The sequence below is a fragment of the Candidatus Poribacteria bacterium genome (assembly GCA_026702755.1).
Classification (GTDB): Bacteria; Poribacteria; WGA-4E; order WGA-4E; family WGA-3G; genus WGA-3G.
Window position 1 is genome coordinate 26,396 of the sequence record JAPPBX010000059.1, and the last position, 13,027, is coordinate 39,422.

Here is a 13,027-nt window from a genome sequence, read left to right on the forward strand (position 1 = left end):
CCAAAATGCGTCACTAATAATCGAAAGGGATCATATCCCGTATTGATTTGAAGAAAACGTTAATGTGTGCCACTCAAATTAAGAGACATTTCACATTGGTTATCAGTTTTTAGTCGTCAGTTTGCCTCGCAGTGAGAGTTAAAGATGTTTGTCGTGGAACACAGTTAACTGGACTGCCACAAGAAATTAACTGATAACTGATAACTGATTACCGATAACCGATTACGAAAGGGAACTTTATGACAACTACTCCAAACAACGACGGAATGCATGCCGACGACGTTGCCGCAATTGACGAACTTCGCAATGTCTACGATCAATTGAAGGTAGCACTTGCAAAGATTATCATCGGTCAGGAACAGGTCATCGAGCATTTAGCGATTTGTCTATTTTCTCAAGGGCACGCACTCTTGATGGGCGTTCCCGGCTTGGCAAAGACACTATTAGTGAGTCGGTTCGCTGAGACGATGGCATTGCAGTTCAGTCGAATTCAGTTCACACCTGACCTGATGCCGATGGACATCACCGGAACCGACATTCTTCAAGAGATTCCGGGCGGTAAGCGGGAATTTGAATTTGTGAAGGGTCCACTCTTTGCCAATCTTATTTTAGCGGACGAGATTAACCGGGCACCTTCAAAAACGCAGGCTGCCATGCTTGAGGCGATGCAGGAATACAAAATCACAGTAATTGGCAGAACATACTCTCTGGATCCCCCCTTTTTCGTGTTGGCAACACAAAATCCAATTGAACAGGAAGGAACATATCCCTTACCGGAAGCGCAATTAGACCGATTTATGTTCAGGATCGAAGTGGATTACCCGGCACGGTTTGAAGAGATAGAGATCGCCCGCACAACGACAGGTGTGGCACTTCCTACACTTGAACACGTTCTGACGGGTGAGCGGGTACGCGCCTTTCAAGACCTCGTCCGTCGCGTTCCAGTCGCTGATCACATCTACGAATTCGCGGTTGACCTCGCGCGTGGTACGCGTCCGAAAGACGACGCAGCCCCTGACTGGCTCAAGCCACTGGTGGCGTGGGGTGCCGGTCCACGGGCTGTTCAATACTTGATTCTCGGTGCGAAGGCACGCGCCGCACTCAGCGGAAGCTACATGGCGCGACTCGAAGATGTAACTGCCGTAGCGGAACCCGTACTCGCGCATCGCGTCATTACCTCCTTTGCCGCGGAATCCGAAAACATCACAAGCAAGGACATTGTCAGCCGACTCATTGAAGAATTATCAAAGGAATAGTTATCGGTCTTCGGTTAAAGAATCTCCTGTAGCTGCCACAGTCCCTCTTTAACCGAAAACTGACAACTATCCCTCCGATAACTGACAACTGACAACCGATAACTATAAAAAAATATGCTGCAACTTAAACGAGATTATCTTGACCAGAAAGTTTTGGAACGCCTTTCGACACTTCAACTACACGCTCGATTGCCCATGATCGGAAACGTATCAGGCAAGCATCGGAGCCCGATTCGCGGCTCCAGTCTTGAGTTTGCCGAGTACCGCAAGTACGTTCCCGGCGATGACACCCGGCGGCTCGATTGGCGGGCTTACGCACGAAATGATCGCTATTACATCAAAGAATTTGAGGCGGATACCAACCTGCGGATGTGTTTGGTTATTGATACCAGCGGTTCCATGGATTTCGCATACAACGGTACGAGTAAACTTGACTATGCCCGTCGGGTCGCAGGCACATTGGCGTATATAGCCGCTCAACAGGGTGATGCTGTTGGACTCTACTGTGCAGGCACGGAATTCCACAAAGAAATTCCACCCAAACGCAGCGCGACCCACCTGAGCACAGTACTTGATGAATTAGGGGCGATGGAGGCATCTGGTGAGACCGGATTGGCGAACGTTCTCCACAAGACAGCTGAACGCGTCCCACAGAGAGCATTAATCGTTATCGTTTCCGATCTCTTCATCGAACCGGAAGTCGTGCGTAACTGTTTTGAGCATCTGCGATTTCGTAAACATGATGTTGCCGTCTTTCATCTGTTAGACCGGATTGAGTTGGAATTGGAATTTGATCGTCCAATACGTTTTGTTGACATGGAGGGTGGCGAACCTGTGTTGGCAGACCCAACCGTCATCGGCGCACAGTACCAACGTGCACTCGAAGCGTACCTCGAAGGTATGAACGATGTCGTTCGCGACACCGAGATTGACTACCACCGTGTCTACATCAATGAGAACTATGACGACATATTGGCACGCTTCTTATTAGGACGTACACCAAAGCGACATAAGTGAGGATCTGAACGATGAATTTTTTGCAACCGTTGGCATTAATCGCACTCCCTTTGGTGGCACTCCCCATCCTCATCCACCTCATCAATCAACATCGGCACCGCACCATTCCTTGGGCAGCGATGATGTTTCTCATGACTGCGAAGCGTATGAGTAAAGGGATGGCACGCCTTCGGCATTTTTTCATTCTGCTGATGCGTGTACTCGCAATAGCAGCACTAATTTTCGTCGTCAGTCGTCCGCTTTCCGGTGGATGGTTGGGCAGTATCGGACTCGGTAAACCCGATGCGACTTTGATTCTCCTCGATCGGTCTCCGAGTATGGAAATGCAAGATTTACAAGTAGGTCAGTCAAAGAGATCCATGGCACTGCAGAAACTCGCGGAATTATTGGAACAAGGCGATTATGGAACACACTTGGTTCTCATTGATAGTGCCACCGGTCAGCTGCAGGAAGTAGATTCACCGAAAGCACTCTTGAATTTGCCCATGACTGGATCGACCGCCACGAGTGCAGATATTCCGGCGATGCTTGAAACCGCCTTGGCATATCTCAAGGCAAATGAATCGGGAAGAGCCGACTTATGGTTCTGCTCGGATTTAAATGAGAATGATTGGGATGTTGACAGCGGGCGTTGGAACGCGATACGCGAGGAGTTTGCGCAGTTAGAAGGCATACATCATTTCTTGCTCGCATATACGGATTCACCCTCGGGCAACTTGTCTGTAAGGGTAGAAAACGTACAACGATGGACGCGTGGGAACGATGCGGAACTCATTCTTGATGTCGTGGTTCGGGCAACAGATAACAGCGGTGGCACACGGCAGGGGGTTCCGATTGAGTTTGAAGTCAACAATGTTCGCTCCGTCGTCGAAGTAGATATTGATAGGCAGGGTGCCTCTTTGCGAGGACACCGTATCCCTATCGATGCCAAACTCAGTTCAGGTTGGGGTTCGGTTGGATTGCCCGGTGATGCGAACCCCTTGGACAATCGGTTTTTCTTTGTATTTTCGGAATCACCTGTCCGAAAGGCTGTCGTCGTCAGTGATGACGCGAAGATTGGTGAAACGTTTCGTCGGGCACTTGCTATTCCGCCTGATCCACGGCTCCAACACCAGACCACTGTGATTTCGGTGGATCGCACTGCTGAAATTGACTGGGAAAATACAAGCCTATTGATTTGGCAAGCAGCACTGCCACAAGGGTTGGTAGCATCACAAATTGAACAGTTCGTCGACGCGGGGCGTGTGGTTATGTTCTTCCCGCCGAGTCAAAGTGCAAGTGAGGAATTATTTGCTTCACGTTGGGGCAACTGGCAGACCTCTGAAGGTCAGCAGGTTTCCAAGATTTCATGGTGGCGTGGGGACGCAGATCTACTCGCACATGTAGAGAGTGGGGACGCTTTGCCATTGAACCAACTGTTCACTTATCGCTACCGCGCCTTTGAAAGCACCGGGACACCTTTGGCAAGGTTTCAGGACGAGGCTTCACTACTAACCCGTGTCGCTACAGACCAGGGCGCGGTTTATTTCTGTAGCACCCTGCCCACGGCGCAATTTTCTTCTCTTGAACGTGAGGGTGTGGTCTTTTATGTAATGTTGCAGCGGGCGTTGGCCGAAGGCAGCCGTTCGTTGGCTGTTGCCTCCCAACGCAACGCGGGACCTGACGTACTCGCTGACCGCAATCAATGGCAACCGGTCGCTCCGACAGACGACGCACCACACTTTTCACAAAGGGGGCTACATGCTGGGGTATACAAAGATGGTGAGTATTGGGCAGCCATTAACCGCAGCCAAGTTGAAGACATGGCACAGACTGTACCCGTCGCTACAGTAGACGCGCTATTTGATGGCATATCGTATCGACGAATTGATGCTGATGTCGGCGATACATCTGCCTTGGCAAGTGAGTTGTGGCGAATTTTCCTTATTGCAATGGCGGTGGCTCTCGTTGCCGAAGCAGTGCTGAGTTTGCCAAATAGACGATCAGGAAGTTTACAAACAAAGTGAGTAGTTATCGGAGGGAATGGTCTTCGGTCTTCGGTCTTCGGTTAAGGGAGTGTTGTGGGGATTACACACGTTTGCAACCGCCACACGTCTTAACCGATAGCCAATAACCGATAGCCGATAACCATAAAAAAATGCAAGAACAACAGGGAAATCTTGAGTTTTTTTCAAGCGGATCCGTCCTGTTTTTCGGACTGATTCTCATTGCTGCGGCTGGCGTATTGTGCTGGCTGGCGTGGCATCGCAGCGGTTATAGCAAGAAGACCGGAGCACTTGAGGTGCTGCGTTTTGTGTTGATCTGTTTAGTCGTTGTAACCCTGAATCAACCGGAATGGCTACGGACGCAGTTGCCGGATCAACGCTCTACGCTTGCTGTACTTTGGGATGAATCCAACAGTATGAAAACGCGGGATGTTGTTGACACGCAAAATATCTCTAACAAGCCCAAAAGTCGCGCCGAGACGATTCAACCGCTGATGGCTGAGAAAGTTTGGAAACCATCGGATACCAGCGATCTCAGTGTCGTTTTTGAACCGTTTTCTTCGCAGTTAGATCCAGCAGAGGAAGCAACAGATTTAAACGCTGGACTCTCGCATGTTCTGGACAGTCACGAAAACCTTCGCGGGGTCGTGCTACTGTCGGACGGTGATTGGAATATCGGGAACTCTCCAATTGAGGCGGCTACACGGTTTCGGATGAAAGGAATTCCCGTTTTCGCGGTTGGCGTGGGGAGTAAAGTGCCGTTACCTGACATTGAGTTGGTTAGCATGGATGCACCAACGTATGCAGTTGTGAACAAGCAACTTCGCATTCCATTTGTTGTTCGCAATACTTTGGGACAGGATCGGGATGTAAGTGTCACTTTGAGTGTCAACAAAAAACCAACGGCTACCAAGCTTATCCGTGTTCCTGCTATGAGCCAAGCACAGGAGAACATGGTGTGGACACCGCCAGCGACCAGTGATTACACCCTAACGATGCGCATTCCGCTGGATACACAGGAGTTAATACCAGAAAACAACGAGATATCCGCGCCTATCTCCGTGCGCGAGGAGCAATTGAAAGTCCTTGTTGTCGAATCCTACCCACGGTGGGAATACCGATATCTACGCAACGCGTTGGAACGAGATGCGGGGGTCGAATTAACGTGCCTTCTCTTTCATCCCAAATTACCCAAAGTGGGCGGCGGTCGTGGTTATATCAAGGTCTTTCCAACGGCGAACGAACTGAGTCGCTATGATGTGGTGTTCCTCGGTGATGTCGGTATCGGAAAGGAACAATTGACGGTTGAACAAGCACGAGACCTGCGGCAGCTCGTCAGTGCTCAAGCGGCGGGTCTCGTCTTTATGCCGGGACGGACCGGGAAGCATGAATCATTGATGTCTGGCCCACTTGCGGATCTTTATCCAGTAGTTCTGGACGCGGCTACGCCTTATGGTACTGGATCAAGCACACAAGGATACTTCTCGCTCACACAGCTGGGGCAACGGAGTTTGCTAACCCGCCTCGGAGAGAACGATGAGAGCAATCGCAGGGTGTGGCGCATGTTACCCGGCTTTTACTGGTACGCAGGTGTCAAACGAACCAAGGTTGGAACAGAGACTTTGGCAGTACACGATCAGGTTGCAACGGCTGCCGGACGGGTGCCGCTAATCGTAACCAAGACTTATGGTGCTGGTAAAGTCTTATTTATGGGGACAGACAGTGCATGGCGTTGGCGACAAGGTGTTGAAGACAAGTACCACTACCGGTTTTGGAGCCAAGTCGCACGATGGATGGCATATCGCCGACAGATGGCACAGGGCGAGTCAATGCGGTTGTTTTATGCACCAGACCGACCGCACGTTGATGATGTAGTGATGTTGAATGCCAACGTAAATGATACCTTGGGTGCCCCATTGGATAAAGGGACGGTTATTGTACAGGCGATTTCACCTTCAGGTAAAACACAGGCGATCCGGCTTCAGCCAGGTGAAGGGGATGCCGTGGGCTTGTTCACAGGCGCATTTACACCGGAAGAATCTGGTAATTACAGCCTTGTTGCCAGTAGCACCGAAACCGGGGCATCGGTACAAACCGATCTGTCAGTCCAAGGGTTAAACCGAGAGCAACAAGGACGCTTGGCACGTTTTGATGTCTTAGATGAAATCGCTAAGATTACCGATGGCGAATTGGTAACAGTTTCTGAGGTTGGGAGTCTGCTGGATTCTCTCGCAGCTTTGCCAGAACCTGAACCTACAGTGCATCGCACACGGATTTGGGCGCATCCGCTTTGGGCAGGACTTCTCATCTTACTTTTAGGCGTGTTCTGGGTTGCAAGAAAATTGACGGGAGCGATATAATAGTTTTCAGTTATCAGTACGGATTACTACGTAATCCTTTCAGTCGTCAGTTAATGCCTTGTGGCAGCAGTTGCTGTTATCTCCACAAAAACCTCTTAACTGACAACCGACAACCGATAACTAATAACCATTCCAAGGAGATTTTTGATGGACCAAATACAAGCAAAAAAACAATCACAAAAGGGCGCAGTCAACCTACCGCCGCGCATGAAAGCAGCACTCGAACAGTACCAAAAACGGGTATGGGTGATCAAACTATCTGAAGGTGTACTGGCGGCGATTTTTGGTCTCCTTGTTTCGTATGTCGTCGTGTTTTGTCTGGATCGGGTGTTCGATACACCCGCGCTCTTGCGGGCACTCATTTTGGCGATTGGTATGGCCGGGATGGTACTTCTCTTACCCCTGAAGTACTACAATTGGGTTTGGAAACATCGACAATTAGATGGGGTCGCTCGGCTATTGCAGCACAAGTTCCCACGCTTTGGAGATCACGTACTCGGTATCATAGAATTAGCGCGTAATAGAGAGACGCAATCCTCAGATTCCCCCGCGCTGGTTGAAGCAGCCATGCGTCAGGTTGATGCCGAGGTCGCCAGACATAATCTATCAGAGGCTGTTCCCAACCCACAACACCGTCGCTGGGGCTGGACAGTGGCACTGCCGTTGGTGCTGGTCGTAATTGGAGCCGTTGTAATCCCTGCAACGAGTCGGAACGCGCTCGTTCGGTGGTTGACTCCGTGGCGTGACACCGCGCGTTACACTTTTGCGCAATTAGAAGACACGCCGGAACTACGCGTGGTGCCGTATGCCGAACCCTTTGATGTCGAAGCACACCTAAAAGACAATTCACCGTGGAAGCCTGAATCGGGTGAGGCGCGGTACGCAGACCAAGTTCCGGTGGTTGCCGAACGGGATGGCGCGACTTACCTATTTCAAATACCCCCGCAAACAAAAGACGGACACCTCACTCTTCGAGTCGGAGATGCTCAACATTCCATCCCAATTGAACCCAAGTTACGTCCCGCGCTGACGGAACTTATCGCCAAAGTCCAACTGCCTGCCTATTTGCAACGCAGTGAGCCGCTGGTAGAGGATGTACGCGGTGGAACACTCAGTTTATTAGAGGGGAGCACCGCTGTCTTGGAAGCCACCGCAACACGCGAACTCGCTGAAGCAACGCTGAACGGTCGTCCACAAGGTGTCACTGGTACTCGTATGACAACTGAACCAATCAGTGTAGAGACACAGACTGAGATGCAGCTGGCGTGGCGCGATCGTTTTGGGCTTGTCGCACGTGAACCACAGGTACTACAATTAGAGGTCCAAGAGGATGAGTCCCCGACCGTCAGCTTTAACAAACTCAAGAACAATCAAGTCCTTCTTTCTACTGAAGTCCTTACCTTCGAGATTCAAGCAGGGGACGACTTTGGTGTGAAGGAAGTGGGTTTGGAGTGGGAAGGCATCGAGCATGCGATTCACAATCCAAATCCTACCAACGGCGAGAAAACAGTAGCCTCCGGTAGACCGACCACGGACAACATGACAGTTGCTGCCACATTTTCTGCGGAGCGTGAAGACGTACGTCCACAGAGCCTACGCCTGCGCGCCTTTGCCGAGGATTATTTGCCCGGTCGCGAACGCGTCCGTTCACCCGCCCTTGTACTACATGTGCTTACCCCGGCAGAACATTTCAGGTGGCTCGTGGAGCAGATGGAACTCTTCATCGGCGCGGCACAGGAGGTCCACGACAAAGAATTACAATTGTATCAAACCAATCGTGAGCTGCGGAACCTACCACCTGAAGCACTTGACGATCCAGCGCAGCGGAAAAGAATACAAGAGCAAGCGGCTGCGGAACGTGCCAATGCAGCAAGACTTGATAGCCTGGTTCAACTTGGAACAGGGTTAGTGAAAGAAGCAACAAAAAATGATGAATTCGATCCTGACCAACTTGAGTCGTGGGCAGAAATACTACAACAACTTGAGGAAATCGCCGGACAGAGAATGCCCTCTGTTGCGGATTTACTCGCCCAGGCAGCCGAAGCCCCCGGTCAGTCGCCTGAATCTCCTCCCGCAAGTGAGCCTTCGGGTGCCACAGCACAAGGAGATCAGGCAGCCCAGGGACCCACGTCCCCTTCCGCAGGTGAACCTAATAACTTGGAAAAGGTGGAGAAGTACGGACCCGATAGCGAAAAACCTCCTGAAGGGTTAGATGAAATTCCAGAAGATCCAAATACTCCCGGTGAGAGTGTCGTCGTGAATCGGAGCAAACAACCAGAGGGTGAACCCGGTTATGCACCTGCCAACCCTACGCCGCTCGTCGTTGATGTTGAATCAGGTTTCAACGAGGCTGAAGACGCGTCAGGGCAGGCACCACAAACCGTCGGTGGTCTCGGAATTCCAAGGACGACTCTCAAAGGGAGTGGTAGAGAAAGCGATGATGAAGAGGAACCACCAGCACCTCAGACAGCGGAACTCGTCCTGGAGGCGGTCAAAGAACAGCAGGAATTGTTGGATGCCTTTGGAAATCTGGCGGAAGAAATGAACAGATTGCTCACCGGTTTTGAGAACAGCACATTCGTGAAACGTTTGAAAGCCGCATCGCGACGACAGATTGACATCGCAGTAGACTTGAACAATCTGGATGGGTTCGGTCTCGTAGGCAGCGCAGTAGCAGAGACGGAGAAGCAGGTCCACCGGGAGCACTTGAAAGCCTCATTGCGAAGGCAGCTCGACATCGCGGCAGACGCAAACAACAATCTGGAGGGTTTCCGTCCTGAAGACAGCACCATGCCGGATCATCCCAATCGGGAGCGGTTGGCGAAACGGGAGATCGCTGAGTCTGAAGCCACGTCTACGCTCCTGCAAGACATGGTCGCTTACACCGACCGGCGTCCTTCTGAAAATCTCTCGCGTGTGCTGTCGGAGATGCAGGACGCTGTTGTATCAAACGAGCTGCAGGATATGGCAAAAGCGATTAGGAACAATTTTATCGGTGAATCGACGATTGAAGCGGAATTCTGGGCGGATACATTGGATCGCTGGGCAGAGCAGTTGGTGGACCCCTTACCCGAAGGGGGACCCTCTGGGGAGGCGGAAATGCGGACGATGCCGAACCTACCGCCAGAAATCGTTGTGGAAGTGATGCGCATTATCAATCGCGAGATTCAATTGCGGGAAGAGACACGGGAACTTGAGCAGGCGAAAGAAGCACTCAGTGCTGATGAATACAGTGAGCGCAGCATGGAACTATACGACACCCAAATCACGCTCACTGAGGATACCCGTGAAGTCGCAGCCCAGATTAGCTTCTTGCCGAATGCCCACGAATCCTTGATTCAGCGGCAGCTTAGGCAGGTAATGCAAGCCGCCGAGGTTATGGACGAAGTAGAAGACATCCTCGCAGAGCCAGACACCGGTCCCAGAGCGATTGCAGCGATAACGGAAGTGATTGAAATCCTACTCCAAACCGGGCGGGTTCCGAATGCACCCATGACAATAACTGCGCCACCACCCACCGCTTCTGCCTTGATGCTCGTTGGTGTCGGTGACGACAGTAGCGGTGCCTTTATCGAAAATCGCTCACCAAGGCAGGCAACCGGCAAAGCAGGACGCGTATTGCCGGAAGAGTTCCGCCAAGGACTGGACGCTTATTTCGACACTTTGGAAGGAAGGTAGTAGGGACAGAATGTGCCGTAAAACAGAGGAGAAACCGATGACCGATAAGCCAGAGGGTGCTATTCCGTTTGAGGTATTCGCCAGTTTCAAGAGGATTGAGGTAGGCAACCCGATCATTTCCCTGCCGCCACCGCTCTGGGCGGCAGCAACCCACGCGACTATCGTTGATGAGGTGGTCCACTACATCTGGTGTAAGCGCGACCTTGGGGTTCGTTGGTTGATAATGCATGCGACAGCTCCTGTTAGCGACCTCACCGACATCACGCAGGATGCCCGGAACCCTATTCTTGAGCCTTCAGCGGAAGGTTTCAATAACGCAGCCGTTGAGTATCCTTTCCCGTTCCTAAATCCTGCTGACGGCAAGTTCTACATGTACTATCGGGGTAAGGGGGAAAAGACACCTGAACAGACGGGTTTACTTGTAAGCGATGGAGACTTGGGTGATTGGCGGCGTGTCCAACACACTCCTGTCATTCCTGCAGATACCGAACACGAACGGCACGGCTCAACGCACCCTTCAGTTGCTATAGAGGATGACACGATTCATATCGTTTATACCGGGAAGGCGACGCGTTCGTTCGGAGAGGGTTTGACGATGTGTCATGCGACAGCACCGACAAGCAATCCGGCATCCGTCACAAAAAATCCTGCCAATCCTGTTTTCAAGGGCAGTGGGCAAGCGTGGGACAGTCGAGCCGTTCGTGAAACCGAGTTGTTCAAGGGACCACAGTACTTCCATATCCTCTACGGTGGATACGACGGCGAAGTCTGGCGGATCGGGCATGTACGGACTCGTGATTTCCAGACCTTCGAGCCGAACCCTTACAACCCTATATTTACGCCATCGGACGACCCTGATGCGTTTGATTGCGATGGTGTATTGACCGGACAAATCTTTGAAGTCGGCGACATCTACGCCATGCTTTATGCGGGTAAGAAAGGTCAGGAGTGGCAGACCGGTTTAGCTACAATAGGAAAAAGTAATCACAAGGAGGATTGAGCAGATGAATTATTTACGATTCATGTTAATATTGTTTGCTTGTGGCAGTCTGTCGTTCGGTATTGCCTTTGCACAGGACGACGCTACGAATGGTGGAACCGTTCGAGGACAGATTACTGACATAACGCCAGCGCAGAACCCGATTGAAGGTGTTGAAGTTAAAATTGTTGCCCAAGATGGCGGCAAGGAATGGACAACAAAAACAGATGCAGACGGGAATTACAAACACGCTGGACTTCCTGCCGGACGCTACTTGATTAGCATATCTAAAGACGGATACGACAGGCGCGTTGGGAAACCTGTTACCGTTGTTGATGGTGGTGACCATTTTGTCCCGCTCAAAATGGCACCAAAGGGCAATATTGGTCAATTCTTTGAAATGCAACCAATCTTTGAAGTACAACCGATTATGTCCTTACCCTTAGGTGTCGTTGGAAGTGTCAGCAGGCGTTACAATCTGGGCGAGGCGGTTGTTATAGCACTTTATCAATCAATGCTCGATTCAACCAAGAATGCATTAGAGCAGGATGGCAGTCAGCACGCCTTCGCAAAGGCCGTAAAAGAAGGAAGTATGTCTTTGCTTGAAGTGCTATTGTCGCATCCGGACTTCAAGGCGGCATTGGCTAAACATCTGAGCGAGGCGCAGCTTCAGGATTATTTGGACTTCACAGAAGCACGACGACAGCGGGAACAACAGGTGGTCGCTCGTCGACTAACAATGTTAATCGACAAAGAGCTCAGTTTGACGGCAGAGCAACGCGAAAAAATTGCGAAGGTGCTACGCGGCGCAGCGTGGAACGAAGCCTTTCCGATCTCAATGAGTACCTTACGGATCAGTTCGCATCAAGCGATACATTTGGTGCACTATAGGTTGAAAGTCTCTCTGGATGCCCTCTTGAGTGAGACACAGTCCAAGGTTTGGCAAGGATTAGTTAACACAAACGCGAACAGAGCGCGTAACGTTTTTTTCATGCCCGGACCCGAGGTCAAGGTGGAAGTCGAGAATGAGAAGGTAGATAAGGGAAAAGTTGAGGGACCGGACAAAAAGCGTGCGTTTATCCGCAGGGAGCCAGCCAAGCATGTCAACATAGAGGAAGGGGTTAAAGTAGTGATTAACGAGGTAATAATTGACCCGCCAGGGAAACTGCAACCTTGGATTGAACTTAACCCAGCAGGCACAGCGGCATCTCCAGAGCAAATGATGGAAATCGCCGAAGCCAAACTTGTTGCGCATACCGAGTTGTTAGGTTCTCTTGATGAACGCGCCGCTCGACGCTTGGCACTCGTTGCTAAAGGTGTGGCACAACAGTACACTGAAGCCCAAGACAAAACTCACGACGCGATGGATGAATTGTGGGGAGATGAAGGGATGAATATTGACATTACGGATCATCCGATGTACCAACAGGCAATCAAAGATGTGCTGTCTGAAGAGGCATTTGCACAGTATAGCACGTACCGAGCGGAAAGAGAAGTTTGGCATCAACAGGTGCTGCGTGATGTGGTGGTAGCGTGCATGGATACGCAACTGCTTTTGGGCGACACACAGCGGGAAGCGTTAGAAACGGCAGCATCGCAATTGATACCCGGTCCGCTTAAGGAGGAGAAACCAGCGGAGTTTATGTTTTTCCAACTTTTCCCACAGACGGTAAACTTTGAAATCCTGACACTTTGGCAGCAGAATGAATTTAAACGTGTGTTCGGTCCAATGATGTGGCGGAGATGATTAAA

General features: G+C 50.9%; 7 protein-coding genes. All 7 read left to right on the forward strand.

Annotation, left to right across the window (positions count from 1 at the left end; genetic code table 11):
- Positions 1–239: 239 nt before the first annotated feature.
- The 7 genes from OXH39_10785 to OXH39_10815 all read left to right on the forward strand — a co-directional run bounded on the left by OXH39_10785 (position 240) and on the right by OXH39_10815 (position 13,022).
- Complete coding sequence (locus OXH39_10785; protein MCY3550932.1) at positions 240–1,256, forward strand: MoxR family ATPase; 1,017 nt, start codon at positions 240–242, stop codon at positions 1,254–1,256.
- A 114-nt stretch (positions 1,257–1,370) separates the two neighbouring features.
- Positions 1,371–2,273 carry a DUF58 domain-containing protein gene (locus OXH39_10790; protein ID MCY3550933.1) on the forward strand — a complete coding sequence of 301 codons (903 nt, stop codon included), beginning with the start codon at positions 1,371–1,373 and terminating at the stop codon, positions 2,271–2,273.
- Between the two features lie 11 nt (positions 2,274–2,284).
- Positions 2,285–4,279, forward strand: a complete 1,995-nt coding sequence (locus OXH39_10795; GenBank protein MCY3550934.1) for a BatA domain-containing protein — start codon at positions 2,285–2,287, stop codon at positions 4,277–4,279.
- Positions 4,280–4,410: 131 nt separating this feature from the next.
- On the forward strand, positions 4,411–6,618 hold the full coding sequence (locus OXH39_10800) for a VWA domain-containing protein (protein MCY3550935.1): 2,208 nt from the start codon (positions 4,411–4,413) through the stop codon (positions 6,616–6,618).
- Positions 6,619–6,765: 147 nt separating this feature from the next.
- Entirely contained in the window at positions 6,766–10,296 is a 3,531-nt protein-coding gene (locus OXH39_10805) for a hypothetical protein (protein ID MCY3550936.1), read from the forward strand.
- Positions 10,297–10,306: 10 nt separating this feature from the next.
- On the forward strand, positions 10,307–11,296 hold the full coding sequence (locus tag OXH39_10810) for a hypothetical protein (protein MCY3550937.1): 990 nt from the start codon (positions 10,307–10,309) through the stop codon (positions 11,294–11,296).
- A gap of 4 nt (positions 11,297–11,300) precedes the next feature.
- A complete protein-coding gene (locus OXH39_10815) occupies positions 11,301–13,022 on the forward strand; it encodes a carboxypeptidase-like regulatory domain-containing protein (GenBank protein MCY3550938.1) in 1,722 nt (573 codons plus the stop codon).
- Positions 13,023–13,027 lie beyond the last annotated feature (5 nt).

Bases quoted from the DNA above. Each gene is read 5' to 3' on its own strand.
- OXH39_10815 (MCY3550938.1), top strand. From the start codon at position 11,301: ATGAATTATTTACGATTCATGTTAATATTGTTTGCTTGTGGCAGTCTG.
- OXH39_10800 (MCY3550935.1), top strand. From the start codon at position 4,411: ATGCAAGAACAACAGGGAAATCTTGAGTTTTTTTCAAGCGGATCCGTC.
- OXH39_10795 (MCY3550934.1), top strand. From the start codon at position 2,285: ATGAATTTTTTGCAACCGTTGGCATTAATCGCACTCCCTTTGGTGGCA.
- OXH39_10805 (MCY3550936.1), top strand. From the start codon at position 6,766: ATGGACCAAATACAAGCAAAAAAACAATCACAAAAGGGCGCAGTCAAC.
- OXH39_10810 (MCY3550937.1), top strand. From the start codon at position 10,307: ATGTGCCGTAAAACAGAGGAGAAACCGATGACCGATAAGCCAGAGGGT.
- OXH39_10785 (MCY3550932.1), top strand. From the start codon at position 240: ATGACAACTACTCCAAACAACGACGGAATGCATGCCGACGACGTTGCC.
- OXH39_10790 (MCY3550933.1), top strand. From the start codon at position 1,371: ATGCTGCAACTTAAACGAGATTATCTTGACCAGAAAGTTTTGGAACGC.